Source organism: Acinetobacter sp. YH01011 (assembly GCF_013420785.1).
Taxonomy (GTDB): Bacteria; Pseudomonadota; Gammaproteobacteria; order Pseudomonadales; family Moraxellaceae; genus Acinetobacter; species Acinetobacter towneri.
Map to the genome: position 1 here is coordinate 81,246 of NZ_VOYG01000005.1, position 20,578 is coordinate 101,823.

Annotated in this window: 17 protein-coding genes; 9 read left to right on the forward strand and 8 right to left on the reverse strand. The window is 40.8% G+C overall.

Annotated features, from left to right (window positions below):
- Nucleotides 1-14: 14 nt before the first annotated feature.
- Nucleotides 15-671 carry a hypothetical protein gene (locus FTT78_RS04370; protein ID WP_180043904.1) on the reverse strand — a complete coding sequence of 219 codons (657 nt, stop codon included), beginning with the start codon at nt 669-671 and terminating at the stop codon, nt 15-17.
- 726 nt (nt 672-1,397) lie between these two features.
- Complete coding sequence (tusA, locus tag FTT78_RS04375; RefSeq protein ID WP_004975955.1) at nt 1,398-1,655, reverse strand: sulfurtransferase TusA; 258 nt, start codon at nt 1,653-1,655, stop codon at nt 1,398-1,400.
- Nucleotides 1,656-1,852: 197 nt separating this feature from the next.
- Here tusA and FTT78_RS04380 point away from each other — a divergent pair, with 197 nt between their 5' ends.
- Together FTT78_RS04380 and lnt are read left to right on the forward strand one after the other, a co-directional pair.
- Entirely contained in the window at nt 1,853-2,692 is an 840-nt protein-coding gene (locus tag FTT78_RS04380) for a CBS domain-containing protein (protein ID WP_004975954.1), read from the forward strand.
- Complete coding sequence (gene lnt / locus FTT78_RS04385) at nt 2,689-4,245, forward strand: apolipoprotein N-acyltransferase (RefSeq protein ID WP_004975952.1); 1,557 nt, start codon at nt 2,689-2,691, stop codon at nt 4,243-4,245. The genes FTT78_RS04380 and lnt overlap by 4 nt, the downstream gene beginning before the upstream one ends.
- 112 nt (nt 4,246-4,357) lie before the next feature.
- Here the strand turns inward: lnt and gspG are convergent, their stop codons facing one another.
- Together gspG and gspF are read right to left on the reverse strand one after the other, a co-directional pair.
- Nucleotides 4,358-4,792, reverse strand: coding sequence for a type II secretion system major pseudopilin GspG (gene gspG / locus FTT78_RS04390; RefSeq protein ID WP_004975950.1), 435 nt, complete (start codon nt 4,790-4,792; stop codon nt 4,358-4,360).
- Between the two features lie 76 nt (nt 4,793-4,868).
- The gene (gene gspF / locus FTT78_RS04395) at nt 4,869-6,074 is read right to left on the reverse strand and encodes a type II secretion system inner membrane protein GspF (RefSeq protein ID WP_004975948.1); all 1,206 of its coding nucleotides are present in this window, start codon (nt 6,072-6,074) and stop codon (nt 4,869-4,871) included.
- 152 nt (nt 6,075-6,226) lie between these two features.
- Here gspF and FTT78_RS04400 point away from each other — a divergent pair, with 152 nt between their 5' ends.
- The 7 genes from FTT78_RS04400 to FTT78_RS04430 all read left to right on the forward strand — a co-directional run bounded on the left by FTT78_RS04400 (nt 6,227) and on the right by FTT78_RS04430 (nt 13,756).
- Nucleotides 6,227-8,449, forward strand: coding sequence for a primosomal protein N' (locus FTT78_RS04400; RefSeq protein WP_180043902.1), 2,223 nt, complete (start codon nt 6,227-6,229; stop codon nt 8,447-8,449).
- Between the two features lie 72 nt (nt 8,450-8,521).
- On the forward strand, nt 8,522-10,363 hold the full coding sequence (locus tag FTT78_RS04405; protein ID WP_180043900.1) for a monovalent cation:proton antiporter-2 (CPA2) family protein: 1,842 nt from the start codon (nt 8,522-8,524) through the stop codon (nt 10,361-10,363).
- Between the two features lie 50 nt (nt 10,364-10,413).
- Nucleotides 10,414-11,289, forward strand: coding sequence for an Hsp33 family molecular chaperone HslO (gene hslO / locus FTT78_RS04410; RefSeq protein WP_180043898.1), 876 nt, complete (start codon nt 10,414-10,416; stop codon nt 11,287-11,289).
- Nucleotides 11,290-11,547: 258 nt separating this feature from the next.
- On the forward strand, nt 11,548-12,012 hold the full coding sequence (locus tag FTT78_RS04415) for a DUF2147 domain-containing protein (RefSeq protein WP_004975938.1): 465 nt from the start codon (nt 11,548-11,550) through the stop codon (nt 12,010-12,012).
- Nucleotides 12,013-12,222: 210 nt separating this feature from the next.
- Nucleotides 12,223-12,684: a DUF2147 domain-containing protein gene (locus FTT78_RS04420; RefSeq protein ID WP_004975935.1), complete on the forward strand. Its 462-nt coding sequence runs from the start codon at nt 12,223-12,225 to the stop codon at nt 12,682-12,684.
- Nucleotides 12,685-13,066: 382 nt separating this feature from the next.
- Entirely contained in the window at nt 13,067-13,402 is a 336-nt protein-coding gene (locus tag FTT78_RS04425; protein ID WP_096901332.1) for a chaperone modulator CbpM, read from the forward strand.
- Between the two features lie 90 nt (nt 13,403-13,492).
- Nucleotides 13,493-13,756 carry a YdcH family protein gene (locus FTT78_RS04430; RefSeq protein ID WP_131261090.1) on the forward strand — a complete coding sequence of 88 codons (264 nt, stop codon included), beginning with the start codon at nt 13,493-13,495 and terminating at the stop codon, nt 13,754-13,756.
- A gap of 287 nt (nt 13,757-14,043) precedes the next feature.
- Here FTT78_RS04430 and FTT78_RS04435 read toward each other — a convergent pair whose 3' ends face one another.
- From FTT78_RS04435 to pnp, 4 genes are all read right to left on the reverse strand, one after another.
- Nucleotides 14,044-15,282 carry a magnesium transporter CorA family protein gene (locus tag FTT78_RS04435; protein ID WP_004975927.1) on the reverse strand — a complete coding sequence of 413 codons (1,239 nt, stop codon included), beginning with the start codon at nt 15,280-15,282 and terminating at the stop codon, nt 14,044-14,046.
- A 118-nt stretch (nt 15,283-15,400) separates the two neighbouring features.
- Nucleotides 15,401-16,642, reverse strand: a complete 1,242-nt coding sequence (locus tag FTT78_RS04440) for a type II restriction endonuclease (protein WP_179989494.1) — start codon at nt 16,640-16,642, stop codon at nt 15,401-15,403.
- A 16-nt stretch (nt 16,643-16,658) separates the two neighbouring features.
- Complete coding sequence (dcm, locus tag FTT78_RS04445; protein ID WP_179989496.1) at nt 16,659-17,921, reverse strand: DNA (cytosine-5-)-methyltransferase; 1,263 nt, start codon at nt 17,919-17,921, stop codon at nt 16,659-16,661.
- Between the two features lie 338 nt (nt 17,922-18,259).
- Entirely contained in the window at nt 18,260-20,347 is a 2,088-nt protein-coding gene (pnp, locus tag FTT78_RS04450; RefSeq protein ID WP_171257431.1) for a polyribonucleotide nucleotidyltransferase, read from the reverse strand.
- Nucleotides 20,348-20,578 lie beyond the last annotated feature (231 nt).

Below are 20,578 nucleotides of genomic sequence, written 5' to 3' on the forward strand. Positions count from 1 at the left end.
GTTGCCTGTGATGGTTAAATTGCCTTCCTTTCAAGAAATGCACTGCCTGTTTCGACTTCTAAAGTGTTTTGTGAGGGTTCAAGTTCTTGAATCGTACTACCCATCTCAACTTCAGATGTATCTTGTGGTACTTCAATATCTTGAATTGCACTATCGACCAAAACGGTGTCGGTTAAAGCAGGCTCTACTGCAGGTGGAGCTACCACATCGACTGGTTGCTCTACTTCTGACGGAGGTGATTCAAGTGTAGGTATCGTATCAGGCTGATTGACATCATTATTTTCTAAAACGGTAGCATCATCGCTAGGTACAGCATCATTGCTGTCTAAAAGTGAATCTTCAGTTGGTGATGTATTGCCATGATCTGTACTGCCACCACTCAAACCACCACCATTGGATGATACATCGCCATGATCTAGCTCTAAATTCACAGGAGGTTGATCGGTAATGGGGGCAGATGGTGCGACAGGTTGCTCTACTCCGCTGCCAATGCCTTCATTTGTAGTCGGTTGATCTTCTTGGCTGACATTTTCTGCCCCCAACACATCAGTGACTTGAACCGTGCTTGACTGAGAGCCTGAACCCGATGAACAGCCTGAGATACTCATGGCCAATAAACACGCCACACTCAGTGGCTTTAAAGAAAAGTTTTGCTTTTTATCTAAAATCATACCGTACTCAATCAAAATGATGATAACGCAAGATTTATTGATGATTGATCACGTAAAAAATTAAGCAGATTTTGCTCAGTCTAAATGGCATATTTTTTTAAGATAAAGACAATCAGTTAAGCCCCCCAAAATTATTTTTCTTAACTTGACTACTTTAATGCGACAGCTTAATCAGCTTTTTCAGCCTTATAAAACATAAACACTGCCATATAACATTCAAACCAAGCAAAACCCCAAATCTGCTTAATTTTATCCCCAAATGTTCTGCAATCGAACTCAATAAACTGATCGCATTATAGGCTAATTTTTCCATATATTAAAAAATATTTAAAATAATTTTGTTAAAAATCAATAATTAAACAATAGACTAAACTCACACTCTAAAAATTATTTCTTATACAACACACAGAGCTTTGTTAGATTTTGCACAAGCACACAACTTGCCCTATAAATGCAGAAAAGTTGAAAAGTCCCTTAAAAAATGTGTAGCAGATAACGCAACTCGTGGATCGTTTCGCCATTTTTTAACTCAAACTGTGAAGCAGGTTGGATTGATGCAAAATTGATGAAAAATTAAAAATAAAGTTGAACGTCATGGCTAAAAACACAAAAGGCATATTTCAACTTGCATGAAATGCAAATGAAATATGCCTATATGGATCACATGACTATTTTATCGTGTTTAAATTATAGTGTTCTAAAAGTGCTGAGGCTAATTTTTGCCTATTAGCCTTTTTTCACCAAATAATGAAATTCTTTATTGCCTTGCTCATCTAAGCGTTCTTCTTGCAATAACAACTCATGCCCCAAATGCATGCAAAATTTTGGAATATCCCAAGACGTCGAATTGTCAGTTGCAAACACTTCAACCACATCGCCAGACTTAGATTTGCGAATGGCTTGATGCAGCATCATCACAGGTTCAGGGCAACGCAAACCGCGGGTATTCAGTTGAATACTAGGTGTGACAGGAAGTTCAGACATGCACAGACTCGATATTAAAACATCGGGCTAGTTTAGCATAAAGCGCAGCCTTGTTTTATGTGTTCCCGCTACGCACAGCAACACATCTCGTGACGTAATTGCCGTCATTTTCTCCCAAGATTAGCAATAGACAACTGTATTTTCTAAGGTATGATTAAGCTAAGTTTTTTAGATATAAAGAGTCTTTAGGAAAGATCATGCACGAGGAATCAGGCCCATCGTGGGGTATGCGTGGCCTAAGAAAATGGTTAGGCACTGCACCAGAAACCCGCGATGAATTGCTAAAATTAGTACAAGATTCACGTCGTTTTTTAGAACCCGATACGGTGGCAATGCTCGAAGGTGTTCTGGATTTACCTGCCACCAAAATCCGTGAAGTCATGACCCCACGTACCGCCATGATTAGCTTACAAGAAGATGATGAGCTACTCGACATTTTGCATGTACTGGTCGAATCGGCACATTCACGTTTTCCTGTGTTCTCATCTGACCAACCCGACAACGTAGTGGGGATTTTATTGGCAAAAGATTTATTGCCTTTACTGACCGAACAAAGAACCAAAGTCGATATTCGCGCCTTAATGCGTCAGCCGTTATTTGTGCCTGAAAGTGCTCGTTCAGACCAAGTATTGCGTATGCTCAAAAACACCCAAACCCATATTGCAGTGGTGATTGATGAGTATGGCACCACTTCGGGCTTGGTTACTTTAGAAGATATTTTAGAAGAAATTGTCGGTGAAATTGAAGATGAACACGACAATATTGACGAAGAAGCAGAATACATCATCCCCGATCACGACCCAAAAACGGCAAATACTTGGTTAGTACAAGCACTTACACCAATCGAACATTTTAATAATGTTTTAGATGCAGATTTTTCTGACGATGAAGTAGAAACTGTGGGCGGTTTATTGCTTCAGGAAATTGGTTTGGTGAGTGATTTGCAAGGACAAGTGATTGTGATTGGCAACTGGGAGTTTACCATTCTTGAAGCAGATGCCCGCACTATTCATCTGATTCGAGCCGTACGTCAATGAGGACTTTTTTTTCCAAGCTGTCTAATCCTGCAGAACATCAACAACTGCCCTTAATTTATCCATTAATCATTGCCCTATTGGCAGGTGCAGTGTTTAGTTTGGCACTTGCTCCCTATCATTACTGGTGGATTGCCTTACTTTCACCTGCTTTGCTGTATGCGACTTTAAGCAAACGCACCCCGAAACAGGCCTTTTTGATTGGTTGGTCTTACGGGATTGGGTTGTGGTTTGTCGGAGCATTTTGGCTCTATACATCCATTCACGTCTATGGCGACACCAATGCCTTTTTAAGCGTGCTGATGATTGTCATTATGGCGCTGTTGATGGGTTTGTTTACTGCCGTACAAACGTGGTTATATCGTCGGTTTTTCCCTGAAACACCACTGACTTTTGCACCGCTATGGGTATTTTTTGAATGGGCGAAAACTTGGGTCTTTACAGGTTTTCCATGGCTGTTTGCAGGTTATGCCTTCACCGAACGCTTTTTGGATAGCTATGCACCGTTGTTTGGTATTTTCGGGGTGTCTTTTGTGGTCATCTTGCTGGCCTGTGCGTTGGTTGAAGTCCTTAAAAAGCGTATCTTCTGGCTGATTCCATCGGCAATTTTACTTTTGGGTGCATGGGGTGCAGCACAACTCAGTTTTGTAACTGCAAAATCTGAAAAGCCACTCTCGGTTTCTCTGATTCAAGGCAACATTCCTCAAGACTTAAAGTGGCTAACCGAATACCAAATTAAGACCTTGGAAATTTATACCCGCTTGACCCGAACTGAATGGGGACGCGACATTATTGTTTGGCCTGAATCATCCATTCCAATGTTCCAGACCGATATTGAACCGTTTTTGGATGCCATGAAAACACAGGCTGAAAAAACGGGCAGTTCGTGGGTGACAGGTATTCCGTATTGGGACTTGCCTGAATCACAAGTGCAGCAACATCCAATGTATTACAACAGCATTATGGCAACGGGAGATGCGGCTGAAGGCTTGTATAAAAAGCAGCGTCTGGTGCCTTTTGGTGAATATATTCCGCTTTCAGGCTTACTGAGTTGGGTACTACCTGCGATGCAAAATGACCCATCCATGAGTGGTTTTTCACGTGGAGCGTCTGAGCAAAAACCGCTTGCAATTAAACAGCATCATTTGGGGGCAGCCATTTGTTATGAGGTGGCTTATCCGAACCTGACCCGCCGCAATGCTAGCCAAAGTGACTTTTTGGTAACAGTATCCAATGATGCTTGGTTTACGGGTACTGCAGGGCCATTGCAACATTTACAAATGGTACAAATGCGCGCCAAAGAAAATGGACGCTGGTTTGTTCGTGCCACCAATACAGGTGTGACCGCATTTATTGACCATCATGGGCATATTGTCAAACAAGCGCCAATGGATCAGGAATTTGTGCTGCGTGGTGATCTGCCTGCCATGCAAGGTCAAACACTGTATACCCAACTCAGCGATTGGCCTGTGCTGATTTTCTCATTGCTGTTGTTAATTATGGGGTGGATTTATCGACCACGTCAGGTGGATGTGTCGTTTAAATCACGTCGTTAATAGTACTGTTCAATAGCGGCTAGAAATAACCATTCATAAAAAAACCGAGCATTAAGCGCTCGGTTTTTTTTGGAGTTCACTGAATCAATATATAGACTCAACTCATCTTCTATTAAGGCTGATAATAAATGTCGGCATCGGTACCTTCACCACCCTGCTGACCATCTGCACCAAAAGAATATAAATCAAATGGACGACCTTCTGAACCCGGAATCACATATTGGATGTCATTATCCCAACTGTCTTTCGGATAGCCCCCTTTCACATAACCGCCTGGCAACCAGTTTTTAGCCGAAGCAGGCTGATTCACCAAGGCATCTAAACCACCGTCTTGCATTGAAGGATATTTTTGATTATCGAGTTTGTATTGATCGAGTGCGCCAGCCACACCTTTTAAAGTAATAACCGTAGTATCTACTTTGGCTTTTTCACCACGTCCCATTACGTTCGGTACGATTAAAGCCGCCAACACACCTAAAATTACAATCACCACCATGACTTCAATCAGGGTAAAACCAGACTGTTTACTCGGTTGCTTCTGTTTCATTCAATCTCTCTCATTTATTTATATCAATTCGACATTTATTTTAGATTCTGTTTGAAGAACGATGCTTCAAAACGATTTAAATCATATTGTTCATATTCACAATTGGCAGCATTACCGCAATCACAATCACCAGTACAATACTCGCCATCAGTACCAACATCAACGGTTCTAATAATGCCAACAGGGTAGAAATCAGTGTGGTCACTTCACGGTCTTGCATGTCTGAAGCACGTGACAGCATACGGTCTAACTCGCCCGAGGCTTCACCACTTTTGATCATTTGTACCATCATCGGTGGGAAATAACCACTGCGCTCTAATTGCGTCGCCAAGTTACCACCTTCAGTGACTTTTTCTGCCGCCAAATTGACCGCATCACGAATGACCCAGTTGTTACTGACCGCAGCACCAATATTTAGCGCATCCACCAAAGGCACACCCGACTGAGTCAAAATAGACAAGGTACTGGCAAAACGCGCGGCATTAATCCCACGTGATAATTTTGCAAATAACGGCAACTTTAAGGTTAAACGGTCAAAGGCATAATGCCCTGCGGTGGTGCGTAAAAAACGCACCAACAACAATACCCCCACCACAGAAGCCACCAGTAAAAACGGCCATGCAACACGAATAAAATCACTGGCTTTCATTAATGCCACGGTGATCCACGGCAAGGCATCTTTGCTCTGATCAAAGGTTTTAACAATATCGGGTACGACATAAGTCATTAAACCCATCACAATCGCAAAAGACATCAGCATTAAAATGATGGGATAAATCATCGCCCCTTGAATTTTTTTCTGCATGGCAAAGCGGTTTTCGGTGTAATCTGCCAATTGTTCCAGAATTAAATCCAAATGCCCCGAACGCTCGCCTGCGGCAATGGTGGCAATATATAAGTCTGGAAAACGCCCCGATTGTTGTAAAGCATTGGCCAGTGAATAACCTTCCAAAACTTTGGAACGCACCGACATCAGCAAATTTTGCACATGGGCTTTTTCACTTTGTTTACCCACAGCGCGAACGGCTTCTTCCAAAGGAATCGCAGCAGCCACCAAAACCGATAACTGACGGGTCAGCAAAGCCAAATCATAGGCGGTGATTTTTTTCTGAAACCATTGTTTGCCACTGTGTTTATCTTTTTGTTCAACGGTATCGACACTGACAGGAATCCATTCTTTGTCACGTAATTGCTGACGGATTTGTCGTGCAGAATCACCCTCTAAAACACCTTTTTGCTGCTTCCCTGAAGCGTCAATGGCAGTAAATTGATATGCTGGCATTGTAATGCTCTAATTTTCCAAAATTTCTTGCAACGCAGTTGCGTCTGACCACTAAAATCATTCATATTCTTAGATATAAATTCTGTGCTCACTCTAACACATGCCAAAGTCGAGCACGAAGCCATTTTTCACAGGACGATACGACTTTTTCTATGCCAGATTCCACTTTAGACCCACAGCCTGTTTATCGTATTCGAGTGGCTGTACCCGTATATCTTTACGACTGCTTCGATTATATGCTCAGTGCAGCACAATATCAGCAAGCAGAAGTGGGCGCGCGGGTCTTGGTTTCTTTTGGTCGGCAAAACTTGGTCGGAATTATTGTCGAAAAACTGGCACTCGACACCCCAATTGATCCACGTTTTAAACTCAAAGCCATTAGCGAACTGTTAGATGAGCAAGCGATTTTAGACCCTAAAGTTTTAACTTTGTTGACATGGTCGGCACAATATTATCAATTCCCGATTGGTGAAGTGATGCAAAGTGCCTTACCTAGCTTATTGCGCCAAGCCAAACCCTATAATTTATTGGCACGTACTTGGAAATTGTTGGATGCACATGCCGAAGCTAAAATTACACGCTCAGAAAAACAACAAGAAGCCTATAAAATTTTAAAGCTGCATCCTTCGGGAACTTCTGAAAATATTTTAAATTTAGCAGGCATTGAAACCGCAACCCTAAAAGCCTTGGCGAATAAAGAAATTTGCGCATGTGTTTTGGAAGCCCAAGATTTTAGCCCAATGCCAGTGACTTTGGCGCAAATGCCTTTAACCCCTAATCCAGATCAGAAAAAAGCCATCGACAGCGTACTTAAAGTACGGCAGCAATATAAGGCATTTTTACTGGATGGTTTAACGGGTAGCGGTAAAACTGAAGTGTACTTACACATCATGCATGAGGTACTAAAACAGGGCAAACAAGTGTTGGTGTTAGTACCTGAAATTGGTCTAACGCCACAAACCATTAGCCGTTTCCAATCGCGTTTTCACTGCCACATCGCCCTCTTACATTCAGGTTTAAATGATTCCAAGCGTTTGCAGGCGTGGCAAGCCGCACAAACGGGCAAAGCCTCGATTATTTTAGGTACACGTTCTGCGATTTATACCCCATTGCCAAATTTAGGCTTGATTATTTTAGATGAAGAACACGACCTGTCTTTTAAACAGCAGGAAGGTTTTCGCTACCATGCCCGTGATGTTGCGCTCTATCGTGCCCATCTGGAAAATTGCCCTGTTATTTTAGGTTCGGCAACTCCAAGCATTGACAGCTATGCACTAGTCGATCAAGGCAAAATGCAATGTCTGGAATTAAATCAACGCGCGGGCACGGCACTCATGCCCAAAATCCACCTGATTGATTTAAAAATTGCCAAAAAACAGCACGGTATTAGCCAACAATTGATTGATGAAATCAAAAAACGTTTGGCTAAAAAAGAACAAGTTTTGGTGTTTTTAAACCGACGCGGCTATGCACCTGTATTGATTTGTGAGAGCTGTGCATGGCAAGCCAAATGCCCAAATTGTGATGCCAACTTTACCTTGCATCATCAACCTTATACACATTTGCATTGCCACCACTGCGGTACGATTCATCGTAAACCTGAGCAATGCCCTGCCTGCAACCATGCAGAACTCAAACCAATTGGCATGGGCACTGCCAAAGTCGAAGACAGTTTAAACGAGCTGTTTCCCAATGTAGATGTGATTCGGGTAGATCGTGACTCAACCAGTCGTGTTGGCAGTTGGCAAAAAATTTATGACCGTATTCAACGCAGCGAACCACTGATTTTATTGGGCACGCAAATGCTGGCCAAAGGGCATCATTTTCCGTATGTGACATTGGTGGCAATTTTAGATATTGATTCAGGCTTACTTAGTGTGGATATTCGCGCACCTGAACGCACGGCTCAACTGATTGTGCAAGTGGCGGGACGTGCAGGGCGTGGTGAGCATAAAGGTGATGTTTATTTGCAAAGTGTGCGTCCTGATCATCCACTTCTCACCACATTGGTCGAGGGAGATTACCGCAAGTTCGCCAAACAAAGTTTAAAAGAACGCAAAGCTGCACAATTACCGCCTTATCGTTACAGTGCTTTGATTCGCTGTGAATCTAAAAATCAGGAATTAAACCAGCAATTTTTACAACAACATGCACAATGGCTTAGAGAACATTCAGAACAATTAATTGAAATTTGGGGGCCGATTCCTGCGCCAATGGAACGTAAAGCAGGACGTTTCCATGCACACATGGTGTTGTTGTCTAAAGATCGGGCACGCTTACATTTTTATATCAGGAACTGGTGGCAAAATATGTTGCATGAAAAGCCATCCAGCATGAAACTAAGTTTAGATATAGATCCGCAAGAATTTAGCTAATACTGTAAATTGAAACTTAGCTGTATCAGCACTTATTTCAATAATCCACCGCTTTAAACTTTGGATGACCACATGTCCTTATTGTTACAAATAACCATTTTTCTAGGCGCTTCATTGGTTTTGGTTCCCTTACTAAAACGCTTTGGTATTGCGACCGTATTGGGCTATTTGTTTACAGGCATTTTGCTAGGGCCTAGCGTATTCAATATTGCCAGCGACCCCGATGATATTCAGGAACTGGCAGAATATGGTGTGGTGTTCCTGATGTTTATTATTGGCTTAGAACTGCGTCCACAACGGCTGTGGGAAATGCGCAAGCCCATTTTTGTTTTGGGTAGTTTACAGGTCGGCATCACGGGTATTCTACTTGCAATCTTGGCTTTTTTTGCCTTACAGCAAGGCATTGCCTCAAGTGTGGTGATAGGTTTTGCACTGGCACTTTCCTCTACAGCCTTTGTGCTACAAATGTTGCAAGAAAAGCAGCAACTCAACAGCAGTTATGGACAACAATCCTTTTCCATTCTGCTGTTTCAAGATATTGCCGCCATTCCTTTAATTGCCATCATTCCCATGTTAGCAGGTGCTGAATCTACCCACCATGGTATTGCCTACTTTGCAGCCATTATTGCCACCTTTAGTGGACTGTTTTTATTTAGCCGTTATCTAATGCGTCCCTTCTTCCGTTTTGTGGCCAAAAGTGGTGCACATGAACTGATCACGGCAGTAGGTCTATTCATTGTGCTCGGCGTGGTCAGCATTATGGATGTGCTGGGCATTAGCACCACTTTAGGCGCATTTTTAACGGGTGTCTTGTTGGCCGACTCTGAATTTCGTCATGAACTCGAAGCCAGCATTGCACCCTTTAAGGGTCTGTTACTGGGCCTATTCTTTATGACTGTAGGTATGAGCACCCAGCTTTCCTTGTTGGTGGAACAGCCATGGTTGATTATTGGCGGTGCGTTGGGCTTAATGCTCATCAAACTGCTAACCCTAACGGCCATTGCACGTTATTTTGAATATTCTTGGCGCAATAGTTTGCTCTTGGCAACGTGCTTGGCTCAAGGCGGTGAGTTTGCCTTTGTGGTGCTGAGCGTTGCGCAAAGTGAAAGTGTGCTCAGTCAAGCCATGCTGCAACCGCTGACTTTGATTGTGACGTTGTCGATGGTACTGACCCCAATTTTATATTGGTTGATGAGCAGTCAAATTATCCCGCGTTTGGAGCGGGAAAAAATACCTGTGTATGATGAGATTCCCGATGCGCATCCGCCAATGATCATTGCAGGCTTTGGCCGTTTTGGACAAATCATTGCCCGTGTGGCGCATTTACAGCATCAGCACTTTACCGCAATTGACAGTAATATCGACAAAATTGATTTTGTGCGTAATTATGGCGGCAAAGTCTATTATGGCGATGCCACCCAACCTGAAATTTTACGTGCCGCAGGCATTCAACATGCCCAAATTTTTATTTTAGCCATTGATGATATTGAAGATTCAATGAATGTCGCACGACATATTCGCCTGAATTATCCTGAATTGAAATTATTGGTACGTGCCCGTGACCGCCATCACGTGCATTTATTACGTGATTTAGGCGTGACCCATATTTGGCGGGAAACCTATTTATCCTCCTTGGGCATGGCCTATCAGGCTTTGCGCGATTTGGGCATTAATGAAAAAGATGCCTATAAAAGCATTGAGTTGTTCCGTGATTATGATGAACAACTCTTGGCACAACAGCAGCACATTTATACCGATGAACAAAAAGTATATGAAACCCATCGTAACGCTTTGGCAGAACTGGAACACCTGTTTGAAAGTGATGCACAAAACCGTGAAATGCCCTTGGGTGTCGATTTAAAACGCGGCTTGCATAGCAGTCATATTGATGTAACACGTGATGCAGCAAACTGACTTGTGTTTTACAATATTGCCACCATTAAAACAGGGTTATGGAGAATTTTATGTCTGATTTACGCCAACGCTTTTTTATTGAAGATAGCCCTGTTCGTGGTGAAGTAGTTCATCTCGAAGAAGCTTTGCAAACCATTTTGAAACAACGTGATTATGTGCCTGCGGTACAAGTGTTGTTGGGAGAAATGCTTTGCGCCACTGCCCTACTGGCCAGTACCCTAAAAATTAAAGGGCGTATTAGCTTACAAATTCAGGCATCTGGCACATTTAAATGGGCCATGGCGGAATGTAACCACTTGGGTGAAGTGCGTGCGTTGGCAGACTACGAACAAGACCCGCGCTTTTTAAGCGCTGAAGACAGCAGTACCGTCCTGAAAAGTTTGGTCAGTCCTGTACTGTTTATTAATATCGAGCCTGAATTTGGTGAGCGTTATCAAGGTATTGTGCCTTTGGACAAAGCCAATTTAGCTGAATGTTTAATGCAGTATTACGACTTATCGGCACAAATTCCAACTCGTATTGTGTTGGCAAGCAATGCCGAACGTGCGGGCGGTTTGCTGATTCAATTGTTGCCGCGTAACAGTGAAGAAGAACAACAACGGGTCGATGAAGATTTATGGCCGCGTGTGACCATGCTGACTGAAACCTTAAAAGCGGAAGAATTGACTGATTTAGACGTCAATGAAATTTTGTACCGTTTATACAATGAAGAACAAGTGCGTTTGCCTGAAGTGGAAGCCTTACGTTTTGGTTGCACTTGCTCCAAAGAGCGCTGTGCCAATGCCTTAATGCAAATTGGTGTTGCTGCGGTACGTGAAACTTTGGAACATAAGAACCCTATTACTATGGATTGTCAATTCTGCAGCACACAATATAGCTTTAGTGCCGAAGAAGCCTTAGGTTTATTTGGAGAACATCTCAGTTAAATGGCATGGTGAATACCATGATTAATATGTGATGCAATGCTGAAAATTCATCAAAAATGAGCAGTACATTCTGCTCATTTTTTATTTACGTGATGACCATCGTCAAAACCTATTATTTTATTACTTTTCATGTGATTAATTTCACAAAACTTTCATGCAATTACTAGAAAATACCGCGTAAATTGGGTATAAATAATCCCATATTTTTTTTATGCCTTTATATATTTTAGGCTGCTTCTTCTCTGGGATATTGATTTTATGAACACCCTGTTCTTTTCTCGTTTAGCATTCATCAGCGCGATTTGCTGTTCAAGTTTAGCTTATGCAGCCAATGCAGACCCACTTTTGGGCAAATGGAAAACATTAGACTACCGCACAGGTTTTTCATTGTCTGACGTAGTCATGAGTAAAGATAAACAAGGTGCGTATGCCGCTACGATTATAGAACTACGTGCGGTTCCTGGCGCACCGCGTTTGGAAAATTGCACACTCTGTACGGGTAAAAATAAAGATAAGCCACTGTTAGGTTTTGTGCCATTAAGTCACTTAAAAGCTACGCCAAGCAATCAAATTGAATTTTATGAAGGTGACTATTTAGACCCGCGCACAGGTAAACAATATAAAACTCGTGCACGTTTAAGCAGCAATGGCAAACATTTAACCCTTTATAATGTAGACCTTGCCACCAATGCCAGCCGCAAAATGACGTGGGTGAAATACTGATTTTATTCCTCACCAATGCGATAAAAGCTGTGTTCTGCACACTTTTATCGGAATGATTAGATTTAAATTACCAACTCCATAACACTTATATCTTTTCCTGCCTGACATCTCACACTGCTCAATTTGCTTGTTTATTACATTCTTGCTATAAAACCCGAAATAGAATTTTTACTCTATTTTTTTAAAATAACAATTTTGGGGATGCTGTTCATGAAAATAAATTTCAGAGGGATTTTTGCGGGTTTCGTTTTAACAACCCTCTCAAGTGTTGGCTTTGCAGAAAGCGATCTACTGGTCGGTAAATGGAAAACCATTGATGATCGCACAGGTTATTCACGTGCCGATGTCGAAATTCGCAAAAAGCCAGATGGCACTTATGAAGGCATTATCGTGGAAACCCGTAATATTCCGGGTGCAGAAAAAATGGTGATTTGTAGCAATTGTCCAGGTAACTTAAAGAATAAACCTTTTATTGGCTTGCCATTTATTTGGGGCTTTAAACAAGATGCTAAAAACCCACGTGAATTTAACCAAGGTCATGTTTTAGACCCAATTGGCGGTAAAGTTTATAAAGGCAAAGCTCGTTTAAGCGCTAACGGTAAGCGCCTCACCTTACGTGGCTATGTAGGTGTTTCAGTGATTGGTCGCAGCGTGACTTGGGTAAAATACTAATTCCAAAAACTAAGATATTGATTTACAGGGTTCTTTTTAAAGAGCCCTTTTTATTACCAAATTTTGAAACAATCCTTTTAAACACCGTACGACCGTTCAATCCAAAATATTGAAATAAAGGATGGCATTGAATAAAAAATAGACTAATATCTATAAGACATCTATACGCACAAGCCAAATTGACACATCAATATAACAGGCGTGAGCACAGCAAAGGGTTGGCTGAATTTCACCAAAGGAATACAAATAAAAGATTCTATTACAGCGTACACAGGCTAAATTAAAGAGAATCACTTATTGGATATCCACCAATTATTGATGTAAAGCAATCCCTCATTTCAGGCGAGCCAACTCGTTTGAATTCGATCAGAAGGAGTATGCCATGACCACTATTTTATATCGTGAAATCACTTCAGACGGACAGCACACAGAAATTATTGAAGAATTTACCCAGTTAGATTTAAAAAAATTTGCCGAAGCGTGTGGGCAAAGCCCTGAATGGGTCTTACAACTTTTAGAATATGACATCCTGCCTTCCCGCCCTGCCGAACGTATCCACCAATTTTTTGGTGAAGATATCAACCGTGCACGCCAAGCCTATCGGCTGCAACGTGATTTTGATGCCAGTTTTTCAGCTGTCGCCATGATGCTTGACCTGATTGATGAAGTGCAAAAATTACGTAAAGAAGTTAAACATCTGAATTTTCAACATAGTTAATCCTCACGCTCTAGTTGTGTGATTCATCACCTTGCTAGAGCGTTTTTCTTTCTATGCCCGTAAATTTTTTTGATGAGAATGATCTACACAATGAAAACTAAAGACTGCAACAAGAAGATTAAAAATATGTTTCCTGAGTTTCGTGATTTAATTCAGGGATTACGCGACAGCAATCCACATTTTTCAAAAATTTTTGAAGATCACGAACAGCTAGACCGTGAAATTAGCCAGTTAGAGCTTGATCCTGTGCATCAGATTAATGATGACATTGAAGCGCTGAAACGCAAAAAATTAAGACTGAAAGATGAAATGTATCACTTGCTGCTTAAAGCGCAAAATGATCAATTAGCTTAAAAGCTCATACAAGTCTAAACCGTACATCTAAATGCAATGATATGCAGGACACAGCAAGAAAAGGCAAAAAGCAAAACAAGATGGCGTATTCAAGTCTGAAAACAGCATTCAAAAAACTGCCATCTTGAGCTAAGTGTCTGCCTATCTGGTTCAATCTGTGGATAAGCTTATCAGTCCTATGGATAACTTTTGAGGTCTGTGGACAACTTTTATCAACGAATTATCTTGTGACATATATTGGATGTGGAACTCAATTTATCACCACATCTGCAAGTCTATCTTCTGGATTATTTAATTTTAGTCAGTTTTTCGACTTCTTTAATGGTGCCTTTCACGGTTTGCTTAATGGGTTCATAGTCTAAAAACCAAAATAAATTCATGGGTTGGTCATTATGTTGCTGTGCCAACATATCAATCACACTTTTTTCACCCAGACCGACAAGGTGCCTACGATAAAAATAATACAGCAACAACAAAGTAGTCATCACCATTACCCCAAGCATGATCCAAAAGGCCTGTGCGTGTTTCAGCCCCGGCATAAACTCAAAGTTCATACCATACACCCCTGTAAATAAAGTCAAAGGTGCAAAAACTGCGGTAATGATGGCTAAAATCCGCATGTTTTCATTGGTCTGGTTGGCAATAGCAGAAAAATGCAGATCAATTGCGGTTTGCACTGCAGAGCGTAAGCGAATGGTATGCTTTTGAATTCGTTCAATGTGACTGGTCAAATCATCCAAACGTACCAAAATAATATCCTGCCGTTCACTACGTTTTTTGCCACGTAAATGTGGGTAGTTATCGACAATTTCATCACGCAATTCCTGCAAGGCTTCTATTTGCTCTTCACATAAATTTTCAACTTGCTGAAACGCCATATTTTCTTGCAGCAATTGATGCCAACGGGTAAAACGACGATGTCCCTGCAACAACTCTTGTTGCCAATATTCCACACGGCGGGTTAGCGGCATGCGAATATCCAAGTAATCATCCGCTACCAAATTCAGTAAACGCAACGTTAAATCTAATGGTGTTGCTGCCAGTTTGCGTGCTTTATTCTGTTCTTCAATCGGGCGTTGTACCGCTGCTTCCACACGTGACAAATAGCTTTCCATGACTTTATTGCCCTGTTCCCGCACACTAATCAAAATCTGCGGTGTCATAATAAAGCTCATCGGCGTAGTGGCCAGTCCAAAAATCCGTTCATGTTTCTCCCCGACTTGTTGCCCTGTTGCAATACGGTCTTCGGGTGTGATCAGTTTACGGAAAATCAATAAGTCATAATCATCTAAAGTATCAAACGCACATGGATGCTCTATATTTAAAATATCGCGCACATGATATTCATTGAGCGATAATTGACTGTACTGAAAAATCTCTTGTTGCCACTGTTCTGCACGGTTAAGCACATCATCACGGGTGCAATCAATCCAGATAAATTCAGGCTCAAGCCCTTCAATTGGCTGTTTTTGCACATAAATATTGGTTTTATGATTGGTATGCAGATAAAAATAATAACTTTGCATAGAACGGGCACTCTATTTCAGTTTTCTTGTACGGTTTTTTGAGATTTTAAGATGTACTCAGTTTAAACCTCAACGTTAGCACTTTATTAATTAACCATATGTTTCCACTAAATAAATATTAATTAGATTCAATGAAATAATTATGTTGTTTTGCTTTTAACACATCAAAAAAACAACTCAAGTTAATTATCCATTCTTGCTGTGTAGGCAAATAAGTTTCATGCAATTTCTGAGGAATTACTAGTTGTAATTTTTTTGATTTCATTTCATTCGTTTGTTGCTCAGAAATAGCTGTTTCCAATGTTAATAGATGCTTTTCTTTAACTCTTTCGGCTTCCGATAGCACTTGCCTCCAACGATCTTTGCATGTTGACTTCACACCAAGCATGGTTAGCCCCGATGTATTAAAATTTGGGTCATGATAATGATCTATACTAGGAAAAATAAAATCAGGCTTTACTTTATTTTCTGTAATTTTATTCCTGCTATAATTTAAATTGTTAAGTTGTAATAAAACTTCTATATGATTCTCTAATGTAAGACCAACTCTACTTTTACGACGATTCTGAACGGACAATGAAAATTCTAAAAAGCCATCGACATTAAGATTATTCTGTTTACAGCTCCCGAATCCTTGCGACAATCTTTCCGAGATCAAATAACGCTCAAATGTACGAAATAATATTTCTTCTCTTTCCATCCAAGCCATTAATACAACATCAGGATCTTCTTTAGGATCAATATCAACAGTTCCACGTGCAAATTCTGAAAAAACTTTTGTAGTTGGAAACCTTGCACCAAATTGATTAAGCATTTTTTCAAGAAATGTTTCTTCTGAAGTTTCTACAGCAATTCCTATACTTTCTAAAATGAAACAAGATGCAAACTCAATTCTATCTTGTTCTGTTTCTAATTCAGATTTAATCGAAAATCCAGGGTGCGCTATTGTATTAAACCCAAATAACCATTCAATTTGTCTTGCAATACTTGAACCACTTTCAGCGATAATCATAAGAAGGCTTTCATCAAGTCGCTTAGCAATTACAAGTAAATCTCCTTCATTAGCATTTTGAGATACCAATGTTGTTTTAAAATACAGCCTATGTTCGGAACGTGTTGGATGCTTTTCACGAGCATCGTACCAAGTTAAGGTACTCTCTTCGACAATTGGCTCATCCTCAAAATCCGTTAAATACATAATCTTAGCATCATATATTCTACGTTCTGTTCCTAATATTTCACGTAACTGCTTTATGCCGTTAAACTCGTGTTGATTAGAGCTAAGCACATTTGCTTCAACCAAACTAAGCTTTTTTGCCGCCACTCCCATAAAATATTCGGATAAATATCCCTTTTTCATACGTACACCTAAGCATTTAAATCGGTAATGGTATTTGCTTTAATGTGATTTCCTCATTTTGCATTGTAAGAATATGTGGAAGCATAATACGAGCAATTTCATTAAAGACTGGTGCAACAACACTATTGCCAAATTGACGATAGGCTTGAGTGTCACTTACAGGAATTCGAAAAGTATCAGGAAAGCCCATTAATCTCGCACACTCTCTAGGTGTCAATCTCCGAGGTCGCTTATTTTCCCCTTGATAAACTAATATTTCAGAACCATCTTTATAATATCGTGCTGATAAAGTTCTAGTAACACTGTCTGGATAAGCCATTCCAAATCCAAACCCATTTCCTGCAGCTCGATGTTTTTCTGCATAATTTTGTAGATAAGTCCACAAATTAGGGGTCAAAGTATATTTAGATTGCACATTTTTCCCATGGTGATCAAAGAAACGATTATCATCCCATTCTAAATAAGGTTCAGTCCCATCAGTTTTGTGTAAAATATCACCTAAAACAGGTTTCACTTCAGGGAAACACATATCTTCCCATGAGAAGTTTACTTTTTCTCTAAAACCTATAATTACAATACGCTCCCTGTGCTGCGGTGTAAAATGCTGTCCATCTATCACTTTATAATAAACATGGTAGCCGAGCTCATCTCTCAAAGTTTCAAGAATTACCTTAAAAGTATTTCCCTTATCATGCGAAATAAGATTCTTTACATTTTCTAATAGAAATGCTTTAGGACGTTTTTTTGCAATAATTCTTGCAACATCAAAAAAAAGTGTACCTTGTGTAGTACATTCGAAACCATGTGGTCTTCCAAGAGAGTTTTTCTTGCTGACACCCGCAATACTAAATGGCTGACAAGGAAATCCGCCTAACAATACATCATGGTCAGGTATTTCTTCGGCTGGAAATGGAACAATATCGCCAATAAACGGGTGCTGATCACCATAATTTTCGATATAGGTTTTCTTAGAAAAATCATTCCACTCACTTGTAAAAACACACTCTCCATGGTTTTTTTCAAAACCCAAACGTATACCGCCAATTCCTGCAAATAAATCTATAAACTTAAAAGCTGGCATATTTGAGTGATTCTGCGGTGATTCGGGCATTCCCAAAATATTACGTAACGCAGGTTCTAACATGACGGGACAAGGTGTTTCTCCTCTTTCCCAACGTCCTAAAGTTTTAATATTTTTACCTAATTTACTTGCTAATTCTTTCTGTGTAAATCTCTGTCTAGCTAACTTTAATAAATCAAATGATCGAACACTACCCATTTTCACATCCAGGTTGATTTTAGGACATTATGACCTATGAAAGGACGTGATAATAGTACTAACAAGCTTATCTTTATAGCAATGCGACACCAGCTGTCACTTATTAAACAATAACACTGAACTCTTCATACAAAATCACTTGCCTGCAGCTATATTTATTGTTAATTACGAATAGGTCTTTTAGCTTTAGATTTGAATGGTGCACTATAAATTTATAGCAATAGTTATTAAAACAACAACCAAGTAACAAAAGCTAAATCATTTAAAATTCAGTATAAAAAAACCCGCATTCAGATTGAATACGGGTTTTTTGACCATTTCAGATCATCAACACAGCATTACGCTTGTTCGATATCTTTCATAGTTAATTTGATACGACCACGGTTGTCTACATCAGCAACCTGTACTTTCACTTCCTGACCTTCTTTCAACACGTCTGCAACGTTGGCAATACGCTCATTTGAAATTTGAGAAATGTGAAGTAAACCGTCAGTACCCGGAAGGATATTTACGAACGCACCGAATTCAACAATACGGATTACTTTACCTGTGTAAATTGTACCCGGCTCGATTTCAGCAGTTAAAGCCTGAATTTTTGCAACAGCAGCTTGTGCAGCAGCTTTGGTTTCACCAAATACGCGCACTGTACCGTTGTCTTCAATATCAATTGCCGCTTTAGTTTCTTCAGTAATTTGGCGGATGGTAGCACCACCTTTACCAATCACGTCACGAATCTTGTCTGGGTTGATGTTAATCACTTGGAAAGTTGGTGCATGCATTGAAATTTCTGGACGCGCACGTGAAATCACTTGGTTCATTGCATTTAAGATATGCATACGACCTGCATAAGCTTGGTTTAATGCAACTTCCATGATTTCTTCAGTGATGCCTTCAATCTTGATGTCCATTTGCAGTGCAGTAATACCGTTGGCAGAACCTGCAACTTTAAAGTCCATGTCGCCAAGGTGGTCTTCATCACCCAAAATGTCAGAAAGTACCGCGAAACGCTCGCCTTCTTTCACTAAGCCCATTGCGATACCCGCAACTGGTGCTTTCAATGGAACACCTGCATCCATAAGTGATAACGATGCACCACAAACAGACGCCATAGAAGATGAACCGTTTGATTCAGTAATGTCAGATACGATACGAATTACATACGGGAAGCGATCTGCTGCAGGAAGAACAGCTTGCACACCACGACGTGCCAAACGACCATGGCCAATTTCACGACGTTTAGGGCCAGACTCACGACCTGTTTCACCTACAGAGTATGCAGGGAAGTTGTAGTGCAACATGAAGTTGTCAGTTTTAGTACCCGATAAGGTATCAACCATTAAGGCATCACGTGTATTACCTAAAGTGGTGGTAACCAAAGCCTGAGTTTCACCACGGGTAAACAATGCAGAACCGTGCGCACGGTCTAGAACGCCAACCTGTACGTCAAGCGCACGAACGGTTTTGGTGTCACGACCATCAATACGTGGTTTACCAGACAAGATGTTGTCACGTACGGTACGGTATTTAAGATCTTCAAAGAGTTCGTTCAAGTCATCTGCAATGCCAGTTTCGTCATTTTCAGGAACGAATTGCGCAACGGCTTCTGCTTGAAGTGCATCTAATGCCGCATAACGGTCTTGTTTGATGGCAATGGTATAAGCTTCAGAAATTTTTGCTTCAAACGCTTCTTTTAGTTTTGCACGAAGGTCTTCGTTTTTCTCAGGAGCAGTCCAAGTTGACTCAGTTGCACCAGCAGCTGCAGCAAATTCTTTGATCGCTTGAATCGCGATTTGCATTTCGTCATGACCGTAAAGCACTGCGCCTAACATTTGGTCTTCTGAAAGTTCTTTCGCTTCAGATTCAACCATCAATACAGCAGATTCTGTACCTGCAACCACAAGGTCAAGGTCAGATTGCGCCATTTGTTCAAAGTTCGGGTTCAGTACATATTCGCCGTTAATTAAACCCACACGCGCCGCACCAATTGGGCCACGGAACGGTGTACCTGCAATTGCAAGTGCAGCAGAGGTACCTAACATTGCAGCAATGTCAGCTTCCATTGTTTTGTCAGAAGATACAACAGTCGCAGTGACTTGAATTTCGTTGTAGTAACCTTCTGGGAACAACGGACGAATTGGACGGTCAATTAAACGTGAAATTAAAGTTTCTGCTTCAGAAGCACGGCCTTCACGCTTACCATAACCACCTGGGATACGACCTGCAGCATATTGTTTTTCTTGATAGTTAACAGTCAGTGGGAAGAAATCTTGACCCGCTTTTGCTGTTGGTTGAGCAACCACTGCAACCAATACAGTCACGCCGCCCATAGTAATCATCACCGTGTTGGCTTGACGCGCTACACGACCAGTTTCAAGTACAACTTGGTGCTGACCAAATTGGAATTCTTTACGAATAATATTAAACATCGACATGTTTTATTTTTTCCTAGTTCTTGTGAACAATTATTCTCGTGGAGACCCCTAAGGTTTGGCATTCACAATACAATTGTTTAGGTAAATGACAAAGCTTAGAAGCCGACCTCACTCGAATGAAACACGATTTTTAAACACAAAGAAGGAGCGAATCATTCGCCCCTTCCACTGATCTAGCCAAGGCTAGATATACTTTAGTTTTCAGTAATACAGCATTCAACATGC